Origin of the sequence: Cupriavidus sp. SHE (assembly GCF_000812445.1) — a bacterium.
GTDB lineage: Bacteria > Pseudomonadota > Gammaproteobacteria > Burkholderiales > Burkholderiaceae > Cupriavidus > Cupriavidus metallidurans.
On sequence record NZ_JWMB01000005.1, the window covers coordinates 35,930 to 56,198 of the forward strand.

Below are 20,269 nucleotides of genomic sequence, written 5' to 3' on the forward strand. Positions count from 1 at the left end.
GATTCAACGTGGGCCAGATATGCTCTTATTCTGGCTCGACCGCAAGGATACGGAGGGGAGAATCCGTGCGCCATGCGACACAGCGACGCAACGGACCTTCTTGCCTTATATCGAAAGTTGTCCCGCGCAGTTAGGGTCGCATGCGGCACCGTGAGCGTGCGCCGTTGCCGCGCTGCGCGCACTTCCGGGGGCAGGCTGGGTCACACGCTTCCAAGTCACGGGTGGCTGGCTTGCCAGCTTGCCGCGCAACTGGCGCGTTGCCGTGATCATGTTCGCCAGCGCCGCTTCCGTTTCCGGCCAGCCGCGCGTCTTGAGACCGCAGTCCGGGTTCACCCACAGCCGCTCCGGCGGAATCACTTCGCACGCCCGCTCGAGCAGCCGGGTGATGGCTTCCACCGTCGGCACGCGCGGCGAGTGGATGTCGTAGACGCCCGGTCCGATTTCATTCGGGTAGTCGAACTCCCCGAAGCCTTCCAGCAATTCCATCGCCGAGCGCGAGGTCTCGATCGTGATCACGTCGGCATCCATGGCTGCGATGGCCGGCAGGATGTCGTTGAACTCCGCGTAGCACATATGGGTGTGGATCTGGGTCTGGTCAGATACGCCGGCGGCCGACAGCCGGAAGGCATTGACGGCCCACTCGAGATACGCGGTCCAGTCGTCGCGGCGCAGGGGCAGGCCTTCGCGCAATGCCGGTTCGTCGATCTGGATGACGCGGATGCCGGCCGCTTCCAGGTCGCGTACCTCGTCGCGGATCGCCAGGGCCAGTTGACGCGCCGTGGTGGCACGTGGTTGGTCGTCGCGTACGAATGACCATTGCAGCATTGTCACCGGGCCAGTCAACATGCCCTTCATCGGCTTGTCAGTCAGCGACTGTGCGTAACGGGCCGTGTCCACGGTCATCGGCTCGGGGCGATACACATCGCCATAGATCACCGGCGGCTTGACGCAGCGCGAGCCATAGCTTTGCACCCAGCCGTTCTCGGTGAATGCGTAGCCGCAGAGTTGTTCACCGAAGTACTCGACCATGTCGTTGCGCTCGGCCTCGCCATGCACCAGCACGTCGATGCCAAGTGCTTCCTGCTTGCGTACCGCCAGTTCGATCTCGCCACGGATGCGCTGCAGGTAGTCCAGCGCGCCGATCTCGCCACGCTTGTATGCCGCGCGGGTTTGCCGGATCGCCGTGGTCTGCGGGAACGATCCGATCGTGGTGGTGGGCAGCGCGGGCAGTTGCAGCGCCTCTCGCTGGCGTTCGATGCGGATATCGAAGGCGCTGGCGCGATCGGCCATGTCGGCGGTAACAGCCGCCAGGCGACCTTGTACCTGCCGGTTGACCACGCGGCGGGACGTGCGGCGCGATTCGCGTGCCGCGTCGGATGCCGCGAGCTGCGTCGCCACTGCGGCTTCACCCTGATTCAGCGCCACGGCCAGCGTGCGCAGTTCCTCGAGCTTTTCTGAAGCGAAGGCCAGCCACGATTTCAATTCGGGATCGAGGCGCTGTTCGGCATCGAGCGATACGGGCACGTGCAGTAGCGAGCAGGACGGGGCGATCCAGAGACGGTCGCCGAGTTGTGCGTGAAGCGGGGCGAGCGTCGCCAGTACGGCACGCAGGTCCGCGCGCCAGATGTTGCGGCCGTCGATCACACCTGCCGACAGCACCGCGTTGGCGGGCAGCACCCGCAGCCAGGTTTCCAGTTGCTTGGGCGCGCGCACCAGATCGATATGGAAGCCATGCACCGGCAGCGCGGCGGCGCGTGCCGCATGGGGAGCGGCGGTGTCGAAGTAGGTAGCCAGGAGGACCTTCGGAGGCGCGTCGGCCAGATCGCGGTAGGCGCGATCCATGGCGTCGAGCCACTCGGCGTCGATATCTAGGCACAGTACCGGCTCGTCGATCTGCACCCATTCGATACCGCGCTCGCGCAGTTGCGCCAGGATGCGGCGGTAGGCCTGCACGACCTTGGGCAGCAAGGTGAGGCGATCGAACCCCGGGACGTGCGACTTCGACAGGTACAGGTAAGTGACCGGGCCGATCAGGACGGGGCGCGTGGCCAGGCCCAGTGCCAGGGCTTCATCGACTTCATCGAGGAACCATGTAGGTCCGCCATCGAACGTGCTGTCCGCATCGAGTTCGGGGACGAGGTAGTGGTAGTTCGTATCGAACCACTTGGTCATTTCCATGGCCGGCTGGGCGGCATTGCCGCGTGCCAGTTCGTAATACTGGGCCAGCGTCAGCGATGCGGCGTCAAAGCCAAAACGCTTCGGCAGCGCGCCCAGCAGTGCGGTCAGTCCGAGCATCTGGTCATACCAGGCGAAGTCGCCGGCAGCCACGGTCGCCAGGCCGGCATCGGCCTGCAGCTGCCAGTGACGACGTCGCAGCGTGGTGCCGGTTTCGCGCAAGGCGGCTTCGGGTGTTTCGCCGCGCCAGAACGCTTCCTGCGCGAATTTCAACTCACGACGCGCGCCAATACGCGGAAATCCGAGGATATGTGTGCGTGCCATTCGTTACTCCCAATCCGATGTCTGATGTGGCGCACAGTTTCGGATTGCGGGTAAAATGAATCAAGCGATAAGTTCTAAACAAAGAATGAATGAAATTCATATCAAAAACGAGACTGGGCGATGATTGAAGTCCGCCATTTCCGCTCGCTCGTGGCCATCGCCGAATCGGGCAAGCTGGCAACGGCCGCTGAACGCGTGCACGTGAGCCAGTCGGCGCTCTCCCATCAGATCAAGGCCATCGAGGCGCATTACGGTATGCCGCTGTTCGATCGCACGCGCCAGGGATTGCGTTTTACGCCCGCAGGGGAACGCCTGCTGGCCCTGGCACGCGAGGCGTTGGCGGCGATCAGCGCGGCCGAGCGCGATCTGCTGCGCCTCAAGGGCGATACGCGCGGGGAGTTGCGTGTGGTACTCGAATGCCACACCTGTTTCGACTGGCTGATGCCTGTGATGGACGAGTTCCGTCGCCGCTGGCCCGAGGTGGAGGTGGATCTGGTAGCCGGATTTCACGCAGACCCGCTGGCACTGTTGAACAACGGCAAGGCGGACATGGTGATCGGATCGAAGCCGCCGGTAAAGCGGGGCCTGACCGTTGCGCCGTTGTTCCGCTTCGAGATTCTGGCGGTGATGGCCAACGAGCATCGGCTGCGCAGCAAGCGGCGCATCGAGGCACAGGACCTGGCGGGAGAAACGCTGATTACCTATCCCGTGCCGGAGCAGCGGATCGATCTGATCCGCGAGGTGCTGGAGCCGGCGGGTATTCATCTGCAGCGGCGCACCGCGGAGCTTACGGTGGCAGTGCTGCAACTCGTGGCCAGCCGGCGTGGCGTCGCCGCGCTACCGAACTGGGGCGTGAAGAACTACGTCGATCACGACTACGTGCTGGCCAAACGCATCGGCACGAAGGGGCTGTGGAGCGAGCTATACGCGACGGTGCCGGCCGCCATCGCCGACCGGCCCTATGTGGACGATTTCGTGTCGATCGTGCGCGATATCTGCGCGGCCGAACTCGACGGGATTGAACTGCTGGGGACGCCAGCCTAGCGGCTCAGGCTCAAGCTCAGGCTCAGGCGTGGGCAGCCTCGGCTTCGACCTCAACGCCACCCACCAGAAGCATGTCGACGTCGTCGGAGAACTCGGCGTCGACAACCTCGACTTCAACGCCGTAGCCGACTCGGCGCACGAACAGATGCAACAGGTCAGCCGCCGGCGCTTCGCAGCAGAGGTTGACCATGTGGCCGCGTTCGCTGTCGACCTGAAGTTGGCGCAGTGCGAGCCCCGTGCGACGGGCGCTGGCAAGCACCCATTCCAGGCTACCGAAGACGTCGGCGCGGTCGAGGCGGAGGGCGAGCTGGAGGGTGGGCAGGGGCATGGCAGGGTCCGGAAGCAAGGCGTAAGTGATGCGTAAGCGGTTCGGTAAATTTACCAGCGCACCCGCAAAATTGGCTTCTGATTTTTCTGTGTAGACCGCCGATTTTCAGAATGAATATCTTCGTCGGTGTAAATTTGAGGTTATTTCATCTTCACTGGACGATTTTCCGTGAACAACCCGCTCAAACTCGATGAGATCGATCGTCGCATCCTGCGCGAATTGCGCCGCGACGGCCGCATCTCCAATGCGAAGCTGGCCGAGCGTGTCGGCCTGTCCGCCACGCCTTGCTGGAACCGGGTCAAGGCCCTGGAGGACGCTGGCGTAATCAGTGGCTATGCCGCGCTGCTGAACCAGAAGGCGCTGGGCTTGCCCGATACGGTGCTGATCGAAGTCACACTCGATCGCCACGACGACGAGATGTTCAATCGATTCGGCGAGGCGCTGGCGCAGTTGCCCGAAGTGCTGGAGGCCCATCTGCTGACGGGCGAGTACGACTACCTGATCAAGGTGGCGGTGGCTGGCACGGAAGGCTATGAGGAATTCCTGCGCCACAAGCTCTACAAGCTTCCCGGCCTGCGGCACAGCCACTCGACTTTCGTGCTGCGCACGCTGAAGCGCGAGCCGTCGGTCGAACCCTGATCCTGGCTGGAATCTAGCGGGCAGCCAGCCTGCCAAGCCGGGGCGCGAGCGCGGTAGTCACCACACCCATCCCAATCAGCGCGAGGCCGATCGACAGATCGAGCGAGATCTGTTCGTGCCATGCCACGGTCGACAGCACCAGCCCGATCACCGGAACACCAAGCATGGCAATCGAGGTGGCGGCCGGCGGCAATGACTGCGTCACGTTCAGCACGACGATAAAGGTCAGCGCGGTGGCGAGCGGTCCCGTATAGGCGATCACCGGCCAGATGTCGACCATCGCGCCCAGGTCGGGCGCGCCATCTCGCAACCAGGCGAGGGCAATCAGCGGCACGGTTGCCACGGCGCATTCCCAGGGAATCATCTCCGCGCCGAGCCGGGTTGCACGATTTGCGCGCAACTGAATGATGCTGACCGACCACGCCAGTGATGCCCCGAGCAGCATCGTCAGGCCCATCACCGTGTGCAGTTCCCAGCCGCCGAGCGCCGGCGCGACGATCACGGCGATGCCGGCGTAACTGAATGCGGTCGCCAGCCATTGCAGGCGCGAGGGCCGCTCGCCGAGCACCAGCGAGGAAAGCGGGATCACCCAGATGGCGGTCGCATACGCGATCACCGATGCGCGGCCCGGCGGCACGTACTGCAGCGCCCACAACGCCAAGGCCGTGAATGCGCCCATCTGCAGCAGGCCGACGCCGATCACCAGCGGCCATTCCTGCCGCGAGGGCAGGCGGAGCCTGCGCAGGGCGCCAAGCACGAGGAAGCTGATCAGCGCGGCCGAGCCGAAGCGGCAGGCGGCGAACCAGAGCGGGCTGATGTGGGCCAGCCCCATCTTCATGACTGGCCAATTACCGCCCCAAATCACGACTGCACCAATCAATGGCAGAAAAGACCGGAATCCGGTGGTCGCCGGAGCGCGGGAAGAAGCGGTGGATGGGGTGGTAGCGGACATGCGAGGCGAGAGAGATCGTTTGCGAAAAGTCTACGATTCATCGCCCGGCATCAGTAACCGGATCGCACTGCTACAGTCGTCCAGTACGGCATAGAATGCTGAGAGTCAAAACTTTGGAAGCATGACATGCTGGACATCGAACTCGATGCCACCGACATCCGGATTCTCGGCGAACTGCAGCGTGATGGCAGCCTGACCAATGTGGAGCTGGCCAGCCGGGTCAGTCTCTCGCCCTCTCCATGCCTGGCGCGAGTGAAGCGTCTGGAGAAAATCGGCGTGATCTCGCGGCGCGTCACGCTGCTCGACGCGCGTCGGCTGGGCCTGAAAGTCGTGGTGTTCATCTCCGTGTCGCTCGACAAGCAGCGGCGAGAAACGCTCGATACGTTCGAGCGGCGAATCGCTGCGTTGCCTCAGGTGATGGAGTGCTACCTGATGTCAGGAGATGCCGACTATCTGTTGCGTGTAGTAGTACCCGACGTGGAAGCGCTCGAGCGGTTGATCATCGACCAGATCACCCGCATCCCCGGCGTGGCGAGCATTCGGTCGAGTTTCGCGCTGAAGCAGGTGCTGTACAGCACGGCGCTGCCGCTCGGTTAGGTCGAATCCCGCAGGTTCATAGCCTGGCGCGCACGGCCGCCCGCAGCGCTGGCAGCAATTCGGCTTCGAACCAGGGCTGCTTGCGCATCCAGCCGACAACGCGCCACGAAGGGTGAGGCAGCGGAAACAGATTGGGGCCGAAACGGCGGAAATCGCGCACGATCTCCGTCATCGTAGCGCCGACTTCGCCTTGCAGGTAATAAGCCTGGGCGTAGCTGCCGACGAGCAGCGTCAGACGGTCTTCCGGCAGGAGCCGCAGGATGGCGTCGTGCCAGAGCGGTGCGCACTCGCGGCGTGGCGGCAGGTCGCCGCTCGGACCCTTGCCGGGGTAGCAGAAGCCCATCGGCATGATTGCCACGCGCGATGCATCGTAGAACGCGTCGTGGCTCAGGCCCGTCCATTCACGCAGGCGGTCGCCGCTGGGGTCATCGAACGGAATGCCGCTGGCGTGTACCCGTGATCCCGGTGCCTGGCCGATGATCAGGATGCGAGACGTGGCGCTGAACTGCACGACGGGCCGTGGGCCGGCAGGCAGATCGGCGGCGCATCGGGTGCAGGATGCGATGTCACGCCGCAGGCTCGTGACGATAGCCTGCGCGCGCTGTGGGGACTTTGTGACCATGAGCGGATTCGACGCGGTGTGCGTATATTACTGGCCTCTACGCCACGCGATGCAAAGGACCAGAGTATGACGACGCAAATCGAAACCGCAATCCTCGCCGGCGGCTGCTTCTGGGGGATGCAGGACCTGCTGCGGCGGTACCCCGGCGTGCTGTCTACCCGGGTGGGCTACACCGGCGGCGACGTGCCGAATGCCACTTATCGCAACCACGGCACACACGCCGAGGGCATCGAGATCGCCTTCGATCCGAGCCAGATCAGCTATCGCCAGATCCTGGAGTTCTTTTTCCAGATCCACGACCCCACCACGAAGAATCGCCAGGGCAACGATGTGGGGACGAGCTATCGCTCGGCGATCTATTACCTGAACGACGAACAGAAGCAGACGGCGGAAGATACCGTGGCCGACGTGAATGCGTCCGGACTATGGCCTGGCAAGGTCGTGACCGAAATCGCACCGGCCGGACCGTTCTGGGATGCCGAGCCGGAACACCAGGACTACCTGGAGCGGTATCCGAGCGGCTATACCTGCCACTTCATCCGGCCGGGCTGGAAGCTGCCGAAGCGAGGTTGAGGCAGGGCCGGAGGTCTGCCTGCGGCCGGTGAGGTTTTCGACAATCTTGTCCGTATCCTGTCAGGATGACTGTACGTTTATACAGTATAGTTATGCCGACCACGCGGTCAGTGAGGCGCAGCGAAGGTGAGATATCCCTTCAATTGTCGCCTCCAACTATCTGATTAGAGAGGACAAATTGTCAGATTCCGGCACCATTCGCATTCGCGGCGCCCGTCAGCACAACCTCAAGGACGTTGATCTCGACTTGCACACGGGCCAGATGACCGTGGTGACCGGGCCGTCCGGTTCGGGAAAGTCGAGCCTGGTGTTCGACACGCTCTACGCCGAGGGCCAGCGTCGCTACGTCGAGACGTTCAGTGCCTATGCGCGCCAGTTCCTGGATCGCATGGATCGGCCGCAGGTCGACAAGGTGGATGGTGTTCCGCCGGCTATCGCGATCGACCAGACGAACCCGGTGCGTAGCTCGCGGTCCACGGTCGGCACGATGACCGAGCTCAACGATCACCTGAAACTGCTGTTCGCGCGCGCCGCGGAACTGTACGACCGGCAGACCGCCTTGCCGGTACGGCATGACTCGCCAGAGACGATTTATGCGGAACTGGTGGCCCGGACGAGCGCGGGGCAGCCGTTTGCCGATGCCCGGCTGGTGCTGACATTCCCGGTCGAGCTGCCGGAATCGGCCACCGAGGAAGAAGTCGCCCAATGGCTCTCGGTCAGCGGATACACCCGGGTGCACGGCCAGCGCGTGGTCGAATCGGCGACCGGAAACCGCAAGGTGCTCGACGTGGTGGCGGACCGTTTCCGTATTGGCAACGTGGAGAAGGCGCGGGCGCTCGAGGCCATCGAGGCCTCGCTCAAGCGTGGCAGCGGCCGTGTCAGTGTGCATGTGGTGACGGACGAGGGTGAAGGGCCGGTCTGGAAGTTCTCGACCGGGCTGCATTGTCCGGAAAGCGATATCCGCTATGCGGACCCGCAGCCAGCGCTGTTCTCGTTCAATTCCGCCTATGGCGCGTGCGATGCCTGCCGTGGATTTGGGCGCGTGATCGGTGTCGATCTGGGGCTGGTGATTCCTGACGTCCGCAAGTCGCTGCGCGATGGGGCGATCAAGCCGATGCAGACCCCCGCGTGGAAGGAGTGTCAGGACGATCTGATGCGCTACGCGGCCAAGGCCGGCATCCCGCGTGATCTGCCGTGGAACCAGCTCAGCGAGGCCGAGCAGCACTGGGTGATCCACGGGTCCCCAGACTGGAACGGGCAGTGGAACAAGCAGTGGTACGGCGTGATGCGGTTCTTCAACTACCTCGAGTCGAAGGCCTACAAGATGCATATCCGCGTGTTGCTGTCGAAGTACCGCAGCTACACGCCTTGCGAGACCTGTGGCGGTGCCCGCCTGAAAACCGAGGCGCTGCAGTGGCGCCTGGGGAGCGCCGGGAACGCCAACGCCGTGCTGCCGCCGGCGGACCGTTTCCTCCCGCGCGGCGTGGACTGGAGCCGCGCCCAACTGGAAGCACTGCCCGGCCTGACCGTGCACGACCTGATGCTGATGCCGATCGCGCGCATCCGCCGTTTCTTCGACGACCTGACGCTGCCGTCGGCGCTGCTCGACGATGCGCTCAAGTTGCTGCTGGCGGAGGTCCGCACGCGGCTCAAATACCTGTGCGATGTGGGTCTGGGTTATCTGACGCTGGACCGCCAGAGCCGCACGCTTTCGGGCGGGGAAGTGCAGCGGATCAACCTGACCACGGCGCTAGGCACCTCGCTCGTCAATACGCTGTTCGTGCTTGACGAGCCCAGTATCGGCTTGCATCCGCGTGATCTGAACCGCATCGTGGAAGCCATGCATCGCCTGCGCGACGCTGGCAATACGCTGGTGGTGGTGGAGCATGACCCGTCCGTGATGCTGGCCGCGGATCGCCTGATCGACATGGGGCCGGGGCCGGGCGAACGTGGCGGCATGATCATCTTCGACGGAACGCCAGAGGCCATCCGCAAGGAGCGGACCCTCACCGGGGACTACCTCGGCGGACGCCGCCGCGTGACGGACACGTCGGACTGGCAATTGCGCCCGATCGACGCCGCCACGCCGCGTCTGCGGCTGGAAGGGGCGCGCGAGCATAACCTCAAGGACGTCACGGTCGAGATCCCGCTCAATCGCCTGGTCTGCGTGACCGGTGTGTCGGGCTCGGGCAAATCCACGCTGCTGCAAGACGTCCTGTATCCGGCCATGGCACGCCATTTCGGCAAGGCTACCGAGTCGCCGGGCGTGTTTCGCGAACTGGTTGGCGCGGACCAGGTCGATGACGTGGTCTTCGTCGACCAGTCGCCGATCGGCAAGACTGCTCGCTCGAACCCGGCCAGCTACGTTGGCGCGTTCGACGAGATCCGGAAGTTGTTTGCCAAGGCGCCGCTGGCACTGCAGCGCGGCTATACGGCTGGCACCTTCAGTTTCAACTCTGGCGATGGCCGTTGCCCGACCTGCGGTGGTTCGGGGTTCGAGCACGTCGAGATGCAGTTTCTCTCGGATGTCTACCTGCGTTGCCCCGATTGTGATGGCACGCGCTATCGCGCTGAGGCGCTGGAAGTCAAGATCGAGCGCGCCGCGCGCGGCCAGGCGCCACGCGCGCTGAGCGTGGCCGACGTGCTGGAACTGACGGTCAGCGAAGCCACGGCCCTGTTCGAGAGCGATCCTGCCGTGTTGCGCGTGCTGGCGCCGATTGCGGACGTCGGCCTGGAATACGTCAAGCTGGGGCAGCCGGTGCCGACACTGTCTGGCGGCGAGGCGCAGCGCCTCAAGCTGGCCGGCTTTCTGGCGGAGGCGGCGCAGGCCCAGCCGGTCAAGAACCGCAAGGCGGTGGTGTTGCCGAAGCGCCTGTTCATGTTCGACGAGCCCACCACCGGGCTGCACTTCGACGATATTGCCAAGCTGATGCGGGCTTTCGGCAAGCTGCTCGACGGCGGCCATTCGCTCATCGTCATCGAGCACAACCTGGACGTGATCCGTGCTTCGGACTGGATCGTCGATTTGGGTCCGGAAGGCGGCGACGCCGGCGGCGAGGTGGTCTGCGTGGGGACCCCGGACGACGTCCGGGCGTGTGCCGAATCGCATACCGGCCGCGCGCTGATCCACTATGACGGGGCGTTGGGCGAGGCCGGCACGCTGGCGGCGGAGCGCGCCGAGACTGCGGAACATGGCCTGCCGCTGCAGGCGGCGGTGCAGGCCGCGCGGGCGCGCCGCGCCATCGAGGGCGAAAACGTCGTGCGTATCGTGAATGCCCACGAGCACAACCTCAAGTCGCTCAACGTCGATATCCCACACGGCAAATTCAATGTCATCACCGGGGTATCGGGTTCGGGCAAGTCGACGCTCGCGTTCGACATCCTGTTCCACGAAGGACAACGCCGCTATCTGGAGTCCCTCAACGCCTATGCGCGTTCGATCGTGCAGCCGGCCGGGCGGCCTGAAGTGGATGCGGTCTATGGCATTCCGCCCACGGTGGCGATCGAGCAGCGCCTGTCGCGTGGCGGGCGCAAGAGTACCGTGGCCACCACGTCGGAGGTCTGGCACTTCCTGCGGCTGCTCTACGTCAAGCTCGGCATCCAGCATTGCGTGCACGACGGCGCGCCCGTGACTTCGCAGAGTCCGGCATCGATCGTCGCCCAGCTGATGCGCGATCATCGCGGCCAGCACGTGGGCTTGCTGGCGCCGCTGGTGGTCAACCGCAAGGGTGTCTATACCGATCTGGCCAAGTGGGCCAAGGCACGTGGCAACACGCATCTGCGCGTTGATGGCGAGTTCCTGCCGGTCGATCCGTGGCCACGCCTGGACCGCTTCCGCGAGCACACGATTGAGTTGCCGGTGGGCGATATCGTCGTGTCGCCGGACAATGAGGCGGAACTGCGCGCGCTGCTGGAGCAGACACTCGAACTCGGCAAGGGGGTCATGCATCTGCTGGCCCCGCTCGATGGATTGCACGACGCGATGCAGGGAGGCAAGAACACCGGGCACGTGGGCGAAACGAAGGTGTTTTCGACCAAGCGTGCCTGTCCGGTCTGCGGCACGAGCTATCCGGAGCTTGATCCCCGCATGTTCTCGTACAACAGCAAGCATGGCTGGTGCAACACATGCGTGGGCACGGGTCTGGCGCTGACACGCGAGCAGCGTGCCGCGTTTGACGATACCGTGCTCGGTGGCGATGACCGTGGCCGTGAGCAGAGCCTGCCGTCGGAAGAGCAAGAGCCGGAGGGCGTGGGTGACGCGGCGTGTCCCGATTGCAGCGGGACGCGTCTCAATCCCGTGGCGCGTGCGGTAACGTTCGATACCAATGCGATTACCGATGTGGCGCAATGGACGGTGTCCGATACCCGTCGCTGGGTGGACGGTTTGCGCCTGAAGGGGCGCGATGCCGAGATCGCGCGCGACGTGGTGACGGAGATCGCCAGCCGCTTGCAGTTCCTGGAGGAGGTGGGGCTCGGTTACCTGAGCCTGGACCGCGCCGCGCCGAGCCTGTCTGGCGGCGAGGCCCAGCGTATCCGCCTGGCCGCGCAGCTCGGCAGCAATCTGCAGGGCGTTTGCTACGTGCTCGATGAGCCGACGATCGGCCTGCATCCGCGCGACAACCAGATTCTGCTCGATGCCTTGCGCAAGCTCGGCGACAAGGGCAATACGCTGGTGGTGGTGGAGCACGACGAAGACACGATCCGTCGCGCCGATCACATCATCGACATCGGCCCGGGCGCAGGCAAGCGCGGTGGCAGCCTTGTGGCGCAGGGCGGCGTGGAAGCGCTGGCGGCGGCCAAGGATTCGACCACCGGGCAGTTCCTGGCCCATCCGATGATCCATCCGCTGCAGGCGCGCCGTCCGGTCACGCCCGCACGCGCGGGCAAGCCCGCGGATCCGCCGCAATGGTTGACCGTCCACGGTGCCAACCTGCACAACCTGCGTGATGTCACCGCGCGGATTCCGTTGACGCGGTTGGTGACGATTACCGGTGTGTCCGGATCCGGCAAGTCGACGCTGGCGCGCGATGTGCTGATGACGAACCTGCTCGACGCGGTCGGTCGATCGGTGATGTCCTCGCCGGCCACGCGCCGCGCTCGGGCTGTGGCAGAGAAGGCTGGCAAGCCGACGGCGACCAAGTCGCTCAGCGTGGAACACGCGTGGCATGGCTGCGATTCGATCAGTGGCTGGGAATCGATCGACCGTGTGCTCGAAGTCGATCAGACCCCGATCGGCAAGACGCCGCGTTCCTGTCCGGCGACCTATATCGGCGTGTGGGACGCCATCCGCAAGATGTTCGCGGAAACGCTCGAAGCCAAGGCGCGCGGTTATAGCGCGTCGCGGTTCTCGTTCAATACCGGCGAGGGCCGCTGCCCGGCGTGCGAGGGCCAGGGCGTTCGGACGATCGGCATGAGTTTCCTGCCGGACGTGAAGGTGCCGTGCGATGTCTGCCATGGGCAGCGCTTCAACCCGGAAACGCTGGCGGTGACCTGGCGCGGCAAGAACATCGGCGAAGTGCTGACGATGGAGATCGACGAGGCGGTGGAGTTTTTCTCGGCCATCACGCAGATCGCGCATCCGCTGCAACTGATGAAGGATGTCGGGCTGGGCTACCTGACGCTGGGCCAGCCGTCGCCCACGTTATCGGGCGGCGAGGCGCAGCGCATCAAGCTGGTTACCGAACTGTCGAAGGTCCGTGACGACATCACGCGCCGCGGCCAGAAAGCGCCACACACGCTGTATGTGCTAGACGAACCGACGGTGGGCCTGCATATGGCGGACGTGGCGCGCCTGATCAAGGTGCTGCATCGCCTGACCGATGGCGGGCACAGCGTGGTGGTGATCGAGCACGATCTTGACGTGATCGCCGAGGCCGACTGGATTATCGACCTCGGGCCGGAAGGTGGCGCGAATGGCGGCACGATCGTTGGCGCGGTGGATCCCGAGGCATTGTCCCGCATTCGGGCCAGCCACACCGGCGCGGCGCTGGTGCCGGTGCTGGCACGCGCTGCGCAGGGTAGCGAAAGGGCGACGGGCTGAAGTCGGCGGAAGTGATGCCAGCGGGAGGACGAGGCCGGCTGGCCTTGCGGGCCGGCTAGTGCTCTCGGGTCGGCTAGCGCTTTCGGGCGGAACCGGGGGGCGTCGGCCCCTGGATCGCCGCCGCGCAGAAATCAATCAGTTCCTCCATCGGCGGTTCCGAGCGCGAGCGTTTCCCGCGCTCGCGCACCCAATGGGCCAGCGCGTAGACCACGGTGTCGATGAACCAGACCATGCGCAGTTTCATCACGTCGCGCGGCACGTTCGGAAACAACTGGTAGATGTGCTCCCGCACGCGGTACAGCGCGCTCATCGCGGTCCGATCCACAAGGCCTTTGCTCAGCAGACCCGGGCTGAACGTGGTCTGTGCCAATACCTGCAGGTAGTTGGTGCCCCAGTCCGTCTGGAGCACCACGTCGACCAGCGGACGAATCGTGGCATCCACCACGCCGTGAATGTCGACGGGCGTCCCGCGTTGCTCCAGCGCGTCGAGATAGCCGTTCCGAATCCGGTTGATCTCGTGCAGGCGGCGGTTGAGCAGATGGCTCACCAGGGCCTCGCGTGACCCGAAGTGGTAGTGCAGGGCGGAGCGGTTCTTCTGGCCGCTTTCCACCACGATCTGCCGTAGTGCCACCTGCTCCACGCCCTGCTCGGCAAAAAGCCGCTCGGCGATCTCGAGGATCCTTCTTGCCGTGTCGGTCAGGCCGTCGCCATTGTCGTCGGTCGCTTCCGCGTCGGGGCTGCCGTGCTTGCCAGCCTTGCCGTGCGCAGGTGGCTTGTGCTCGTCGGCGATGATGGTGCGCGCTTGCTTGAGCTTCATCAGAAATGTCCTGCCGTTCCCTGAGCTTCTCGGTGGATGAATGAAAGCCCGGCAAGGATACGGAAAAATCTGATGTCCGACATCTGTCGCGGTGCCGAATTCCGTCCGAATACCCGTCCAGTTGGGGAAAGTCCTAGCTATCTGAACCTTCGGATGGCCTTAGCCTTCGTCCTTGTCAATTTAATACGAGAGATTAAATGACGTGATGCAATCGCAAGATTGCACCTCAGGACACCGGGTCGGAGGAACCGGAGTCATGGGCCACCACACCAGAGGACGGGGATCCCAAAACATGAAGAAGACGCTGTTCGCCGCCATCGCCGGCGGCCTGCTTGCGCAAGGGGCGCAGGCACAATCTTCCGTGACGCTCTATGGCGTTGTGACGACGAGCATCCAGTACGTCAACCACGTGCAGAACACCAACAACGGCGTGCTGGCGCCGGGCAGCGGGTCGGACGTGTTCATGAACTCGTCGGGCATCGCGCAGTCGCGTTTCGGCCTGCGCGGTATCGAGGATCTTGGTGGCGGGCTCCAGAGCCTGTTCGTGCTGGAGAACCAGTTCAATACCGACAATGGACAGATGGGTAACGGCGGCCTGCTGTTCGGCCGTCAGGCTTACCTGGGCCTGCAGAACCAGTGGGGGAAGCTGACGTTCGGCCGCCAGTACACGTCGGCGTTTCTGATCATGGGTAGCTTCACGCCGGCGGCGTACGCGCCCGAGTTCGAGCCCGTGGTCGGCATTGCCGGGGCGAACTTCCGCGAAAACAACATGGTCCAGTACCAGGGCACGTTCGGCCCGGTTTCGCTGATGACGCACTGGTCGTTCGGAGAGCGCACCGGTACGTTCGCGGCCGGTTCGGCGTACGGTATCGGCGCGTCCTACCAGTCTGGTCCGTTCGGTGTCGCGGCAGCCTATGACGAAGTCAAGACGCTGAATACCGCCCAGGCATCGGGCGCGTCGGGTTCGAACGACTACGGTCGCGACATGCGCGCGATGGTCGCGGGCAGCTACCGTCTCGGACTGGTGAAGATGGTCGCCGGCTATCGCTGGGGCAACTCGGTGGCGCCGTCGACCGGCACGCCGACGCTGTTGCCGCATCGCGACAACATGTACTGGGCCGGCGTGTCCTGGGACGCCACGGCCGCGCTGCGCCTGACCGCGGCGTACTACTACGACGACATCAAGGACGCGACGATCGCTGGGCAGCACGTCAACCCGAAGAATCCTCAGCAGTACCTGGCGCTGGCCGACTACAACCTTTCCAAGCGCACGGATGTCTTCTTCGCGGTGATGTACGCACGCAACGCGTCGCTGAACTGGGACAACATCTCGTATTTGCCGAACGGTCAGTCGGTGGGCTATCTGCCGTCGACCTCGCAGGTCTATTACAAGACGCCTGATGCCAGCGGTCAGATGGGCGTTTCGCTGGGTCTGCGCCACATCTTCTGATCCAACTGAAAGCGAGGGCCTGCGCGGCACTCCACTCCGCGCAGGTATTCTGGCGCCGCAATGGATGTTGCGGCGCCGTTTTTGTTGGTCGCGTTGCTTCTGTCGCTGCCCTTGGCGCCGTCATGGGGGCGGGGTCGGGGCCGGCCGCCACCATTCCAGATCGTCCGACGTTGCCGAACGTAGGTATCATCATCATGTTTTCGCCAAACGGTCCGGACGATATGCAACGCAAGACTTTCCGCAATATGCAATGCCCGATCGCCCGCAGCCTCGAGCGGGTGGGCGAATGGTGGAGCATTCTGATTCTGCGCGATGCGTTCTATGGCACGAAGCGCTTCGACGAGTTCCAGCGAAACCTCGATATCGCGCCGAACATGCTGACGCGCCGGCTCAACGGCCTGGTCGAGGAAGGCCTGTTGGAAAAGCGCCAGTATTCGGAGCGCCCGCCGCGCTACGAGTACGTGCTGACCGATTGCGGACGGGATTTCCGCCCGGTATTGCTGGCGCTGCTGGCCTGGGGCAATCGCAACTTCGCGCCGGAAGGGCCCAGTGTCCAGATCGTCGATCGCGAAACCGGCAAGGTGGTGGAACCGATGCTGGTGGATACCGAGAACGGCGAGCCACTGCAGATGGGCAGGCGCCATGTGCTCAGGGCAGGGCCGGCGGCCGATGAGTCCACGCGCGCGAGGCTTTCTTCCGCGACATCTCACATGACGACGGCGGCTCCGGCAGCCCCGGCCGCCCCTTTGGCGCGGGAAGCCGGCAAGGTTGCGTGACGCGCCAGTGCCTTCCAGGTTGCTCCGAGAGCATTTCTGACATAGAGTCCAAGGCATAGCACCCGTCTTCCGACGGTTTTTTCCGCCGACTCCGGATACGACCTGATGCCACGTCTTTCCTATCCGTGCCTGGCCCTGGCCGCGTTGCTCGCAGCCTGCACCAGCACACCAATGCCTCCTCCCACCCCGCCACAACGCACGCCGCCCACAAGCGTGGCGCCTCCTGCCGGAAACTATGGCGGCGTCAGTCGGGCGCAGATGGAAGCCGCCGGCAACGCCTGCGAGAAGATGGTCGCTAACGCCGTCAAGAATCGATATCCGCAGCCGGGCAGCGTGATGATGATGCCGGACCGCGAGCGGATCTATCAGCAATCCGCCTCGCAAGCCGGCGTGAGCGGCGAGGGCACGTTCGAGCCCGATGGCACCGAGGAGAGCATGTCGTTCCGCTATACGTGCCTCTTCAACTTGCGCACCAACCACGTCGATGACGTGCAGATGCGCTACGGCCCGTACTATTGAACGGGCGGCCTTGCACCTGCGTGGCCGCTAGACCATTCCCCCATTCGCGCGTAACACCTGGCCATTGATCCAGGCCCCATCGGGGCTGGCCAGGAATGCCACCGCAGCCGCGATATCTTCAGGTGTGCCCAGTCGTTCGAGCGGATTGAGCTTCGCGAGCCGTTCGATCGTTTCAGGTGATTTGCCGTCGAGAAACAGATCAGTGGCGGTCGGCCCGGGTGCCACCGCATTGACGGTAATGGCGCGGCCGCGCATCTCCTTGCTCAGTACGGCGGTCATCGCTTCCACGGCCGCCTTCGAGGCCGCGTAGATGCCGTAGCGCTCCATGCGCAAGCCAATGACGCTGGTCGAGAGATTGATGATCCGGCCGCCATGGCGCAGGCGGCGGGCAGCCTCGCGCATGGTGTGGAAAGCCCCTTTCAGATTGATGTTCATCACGCGCTCGAATGCTGCGTCGTCAGACGCTGCGATCGTGTCGAGCACCATCACGCCCGCGTTGTTGACGACGATGTCGACGCCGTCGAACGTTGCCTCGGCTGCATCGAACATGCGGGCGACCGCGCTGGCATCGCTGACATCGGCCTGGAAGGTCATGGCCCGGCCGCCACTTGCTTCGAGCTTGCGAAGCAGATCCCCGGCGGTGTCCGCGCCGTTCGCATAGTTGATGACAACCGCGAAGCCGTCGCGGGCCAGCCGCGCCGAAATGGCGGCGCCGATGCCGCGTGATGCGCCGGTAACGATGGCGACCTTTTGTGATTCCCCCTGCGACGGCTGCGAGTGGTCTGTAGTCATGGCATTTCCTCGAATGAACTGAATCGGTGAGGGAACGATAGACCTTACGCCATGCTAGATAAACAGGCAGAATTCGGCATCAGTATTCGAAAATCCGAACAATATGGACCGGATCGACGCCATGCGCGTGTTCACGCGAATCGTGGAGCGGCGCAGTTTCACCGCCGCGGCCAAGGACCTCGACTTGCCACGGTCGTCGGTGACCGACGCGGTCAAGCAACTGGAATCGCGGCTTGGCGTGCGATTACTGCAGCGGACGACACGCCACGTGAGCCCGACGCTCGACGGCGAAGCCTATTTCCAGCGCTGTCTGCGGCTGCTGGCGGATTTTGAGGAGGCAGAGGCGGCATTCGCGGGCACCTCACCTAAAGGCGTGCTGCGGGTCGACGTGCAAGGGCAACTCGCGCGCCGCTTCCTGTTTCCGGCCTTGCCGGCATTTCTGGCGCAGCACCCGGGCATTACGCTGCAAATCAGTGAGGGCGATCGTTTGGTCGATCTGGTTCGGGAGGGCATCGACTGCGTGCTCCGCGTTGGCGAACCGCAGGACAGCGAGATGGTGGCCAGACGCGTGGCCCGGCTGGCGCAACTCACGCTCGCCGCTCCCCCGTACCTGGCGCGGTATGGCAATCCAGTGTCGATCGAGTCGCTTGGCGACCACAGCATGGTCGGGTTTCGCTCCACGCTAACCGGTGGCCTGCTGCCGCTCGAATTCATGACCGGTGGGGTCCGCAGTGAGGTCATGTTGCCGGCGCCCGTGTCGGTGAGCGGCGCGGAAAGCCTGGTGGCGGCATGTCGGCTAGGCCTCGGATTGATTCAGGTGCCGCGTTACCACGTCGAGGAGGATTTGCTCCGCGGCACGTTGGTCAGCGTGTTGTCGGAAATTCCCCCACCGACGATGTCGGTATCGCTGCTGTACCCTCGGAGTCGTCAGTTGTCGCAGCGAGTGAGAGTGTTTCTCGACTGGGTTTCGGCGGAGTTCGCAAAACATCGTGGAACGAACGGCGTAGAAGTCGACTGAACGCGCGATACTTGCCAGACATCAGTCAACCGGGCGTTGAAGCGAGTCCAGCAGACCTTCGCGTTTTCCCGTATTGTTGCGACTTGGCGATAGTTGACGTTGCAACGAAATCGCCGTTTCCGACACTCGCTCCCGTTCGACACCGTGCAGAACAACGCCAGCCAGCCAGCCTCCGCCGCCGCGCCCCTCGACACCCCGATGACCGCGCGCGAGAAGCGCGGCATGGCCGCCATCATGATCGCGGTCTCGCTGGCCACGCTCGACACGGCGATCGCGAATACGGCGCTGCCCAATATCGCGGCCGACCTGAACAGCACGCCGGCCGCTTCCGTGTGGATCATCAACGCCTACCAGCTGGCCATGGTGGCGACGCTGCTGCCGTTCGCGGCGCTGGGGGGCATTCTTGGCCATCGGCGGATCTATCTCGCCGGCGTGGTGGTGTTTATCGTCTCGTCGGTGATCTGCGCGATGGCGTGGTCGCTGCCATCGCTGGCCGCCGCGCGCGCGCTTCAGGGCATCGGCGCCTCGGCGATCATGAGCGTGAACACTGCCCTGATCAGCGCCATCTTTCCGATTCACCGCCTTGGTCGAGGTGTCGGGCTCAATGCGCTGGTGGTGGGGGTGTCCTTCGCGGTCGGGCCCACCGTGGCATCGGTCATCCTGTCGTTCGGATCGTGGCCGTGGCTGTTCGCGGTGAACCTGCCGATCGGGCTGCTTGCGCTGGCGATCGCCATTCCGTCTCTGCCGAAGACCAAACGTAGCGACCATGGTTTCGACCCGGTGGCGGCCATTCTTAACGTCATCACGTTTGCCTCACTGATCTTTGCATTGGGCGAAGGCGTCCAGCGCGCGCCGGCCGAATACGTGGTGGCCGCTGCAATCGTGTTCGTCATTGCGTTCGTATTGCTGCTGCGCCGCGAGCGCGGCCACCCGGCCCCGATGTTGCCTGTGGATCTGTTCAAGCGGCCGATGTTCGCGCTCTCGACGTTGACGGCAATCTGCTCATTCGCGGCGCAAGGGCTGGCCTTTGTGTCGTTGCCGTTCTATTTCGAGCATGTCCTGGGTCGGAGTCCGGTGGAAACCGGGTTCCTGCTCACGCCGTGGTCTGCCGTGGTGGCGCTGATGGCGCCGATCGCGGGCCGCCTTTCGGATCGCTATCCGCCGGGGCTGCTCGGCGGTATAGGTCTGGCGATCATGTCCGTGGGCATGGCATCGCTGGCGCTGATGCCGGCTGACGCCAGCGTCCTCAATATCGGTATCCGCATGGCGATCTGTGGCGCTGGTTTTGGCTTCTTCCAGTCACCCAACCTCAAGGCACTGATGGCAAGCGCGCCGCGCGAGCGTGCCGGCGGCGCCAGCGGAGTGGTGGCCACGGCACGGCTGCTTGGTCAGGCCACGGGCGCTGCGCTGGTGGCGTTGTCTTACAGCATTGCCGACAGCCACGGCCCGACGCTTGCGCTGGCACTCGGCGCAGGATTCGCGGGTGCGGCAGCCGTTGCCAGTGGGCTGCGGCTGGTGACGCCGCAGAGTGCCGATAGCGCCGCGATGCAAACCGCCAGAAAGTAATCGAGACATATCGCCGGACGTCTCCGCCGCCTATAGT

16 protein-coding genes are annotated in these 20,269 nt (G+C 64.3%); 10 read left to right on the plus strand and 6 right to left on the minus strand.

Annotated elements, in window-relative coordinates:
• Window positions 1-105: 105 nt before the first annotated feature.
• On the minus strand, window positions 106-2,499 hold the full coding sequence (metE, locus tag RN01_RS01880) for a 5-methyltetrahydropteroyltriglutamate--homocysteine S-methyltransferase (RefSeq protein ID WP_024570765.1): 2,394 nt from the start codon (window positions 2,497-2,499) through the stop codon (window positions 106-108).
• 120 nt (window positions 2,500-2,619) lie between these two features.
• Here metE and RN01_RS01885 point away from each other — a divergent pair, with 120 nt between their 5' ends.
• Window positions 2,620-3,543: a LysR family transcriptional regulator gene (locus RN01_RS01885; RefSeq protein WP_017514593.1), complete on the plus strand. Its 924-nt coding sequence runs from the start codon at window positions 2,620-2,622 to the stop codon at window positions 3,541-3,543.
• Between the two features lie 22 nt (window positions 3,544-3,565).
• Here RN01_RS01885 and RN01_RS01890 read toward each other — a convergent pair whose 3' ends face one another.
• Window positions 3,566-3,871, minus strand: a complete 306-nt coding sequence (locus RN01_RS01890) for a hypothetical protein (RefSeq protein ID WP_017514594.1) — start codon at window positions 3,869-3,871, stop codon at window positions 3,566-3,568.
• Between the two features lie 168 nt (window positions 3,872-4,039).
• Between RN01_RS01890 and RN01_RS01895 the strand changes: the two genes are divergently transcribed.
• The gene (locus RN01_RS01895) at window positions 4,040-4,510 is read left to right on the plus strand and encodes an Lrp/AsnC family transcriptional regulator (RefSeq protein WP_008649534.1); all 471 of its coding nucleotides are present in this window, start codon (window positions 4,040-4,042) and stop codon (window positions 4,508-4,510) included.
• Window positions 4,511-4,523: 13 nt separating this feature from the next.
• Here RN01_RS01895 and RN01_RS01900 read toward each other — a convergent pair whose 3' ends face one another.
• Window positions 4,524-5,462, minus strand: a complete 939-nt coding sequence (locus RN01_RS01900; RefSeq protein ID WP_051385321.1) for a DMT family transporter — start codon at window positions 5,460-5,462, stop codon at window positions 4,524-4,526.
• 126 nt (window positions 5,463-5,588) lie between these two features.
• Here RN01_RS01900 and RN01_RS01905 point away from each other — a divergent pair, with 126 nt between their 5' ends.
• Entirely contained in the window at window positions 5,589-6,059 is a 471-nt protein-coding gene (locus RN01_RS01905) for an Lrp/AsnC family transcriptional regulator (protein WP_008649536.1), read from the plus strand.
• A gap of 16 nt (window positions 6,060-6,075) precedes the next feature.
• Here RN01_RS01905 and RN01_RS01910 read toward each other — a convergent pair whose 3' ends face one another.
• Window positions 6,076-6,681, minus strand: a complete 606-nt coding sequence (locus tag RN01_RS01910) for a uracil-DNA glycosylase family protein (RefSeq protein ID WP_024570767.1) — start codon at window positions 6,679-6,681, stop codon at window positions 6,076-6,078.
• Window positions 6,682-6,747: 66 nt separating this feature from the next.
• On the opposite strand from RN01_RS01910, the gene msrA reads away from it, so the two are divergent.
• Complete coding sequence (gene msrA, locus RN01_RS01915; protein WP_017513051.1) at window positions 6,748-7,254, plus strand: peptide-methionine (S)-S-oxide reductase MsrA; 507 nt, start codon at window positions 6,748-6,750, stop codon at window positions 7,252-7,254.
• A gap of 178 nt (window positions 7,255-7,432) precedes the next feature.
• Window positions 7,433-13,294, plus strand: coding sequence for an excinuclease ABC subunit UvrA (uvrA, locus tag RN01_RS01920; protein ID WP_017513052.1), 5,862 nt, complete (start codon window positions 7,433-7,435; stop codon window positions 13,292-13,294).
• Between the two features lie 73 nt (window positions 13,295-13,367).
• On the opposite strand, the gene RN01_RS01925 is transcribed toward uvrA, so the two are convergent.
• Complete coding sequence (locus RN01_RS01925; RefSeq protein ID WP_017513053.1) at window positions 13,368-14,111, minus strand: TetR/AcrR family transcriptional regulator; 744 nt, start codon at window positions 14,109-14,111, stop codon at window positions 13,368-13,370.
• 292 nt (window positions 14,112-14,403) lie between these two features.
• Here RN01_RS01925 and RN01_RS01930 point away from each other — a divergent pair, with 292 nt between their 5' ends.
• From RN01_RS01930 to RN01_RS01940, 3 genes are all read left to right on the plus strand, one after another.
• Complete coding sequence (locus tag RN01_RS01930; protein ID WP_017513054.1) at window positions 14,404-15,561, plus strand: porin; 1,158 nt, start codon at window positions 14,404-14,406, stop codon at window positions 15,559-15,561.
• Between the two features lie 194 nt (window positions 15,562-15,755).
• Complete coding sequence (locus tag RN01_RS01935) at window positions 15,756-16,337, plus strand: helix-turn-helix domain-containing protein (protein WP_035836917.1); 582 nt, start codon at window positions 15,756-15,758, stop codon at window positions 16,335-16,337.
• A gap of 105 nt (window positions 16,338-16,442) precedes the next feature.
• On the plus strand, window positions 16,443-16,856 hold the full coding sequence (locus RN01_RS01940; RefSeq protein ID WP_011519001.1) for a hypothetical protein: 414 nt from the start codon (window positions 16,443-16,445) through the stop codon (window positions 16,854-16,856).
• A 27-nt stretch (window positions 16,857-16,883) separates the two neighbouring features.
• Here the strand turns inward: RN01_RS01940 and RN01_RS01945 are convergent, their stop codons facing one another.
• Window positions 16,884-17,648: an SDR family oxidoreductase gene (locus RN01_RS01945; protein WP_024570769.1), complete on the minus strand. Its 765-nt coding sequence runs from the start codon at window positions 17,646-17,648 to the stop codon at window positions 16,884-16,886.
• Between the two features lie 103 nt (window positions 17,649-17,751).
• On the opposite strand from RN01_RS01945, the gene RN01_RS01950 reads away from it, so the two are divergent.
• Complete coding sequence (locus RN01_RS01950) at window positions 17,752-18,666, plus strand: LysR family transcriptional regulator (RefSeq protein WP_017513824.1); 915 nt, start codon at window positions 17,752-17,754, stop codon at window positions 18,664-18,666.
• 198 nt (window positions 18,667-18,864) lie between these two features.
• Window positions 18,865-20,232, plus strand: coding sequence for an MFS transporter (locus tag RN01_RS01955; RefSeq protein WP_024570770.1), 1,368 nt, complete (start codon window positions 18,865-18,867; stop codon window positions 20,230-20,232).
• Window positions 20,233-20,269: the final 37 nt, after the last annotated feature.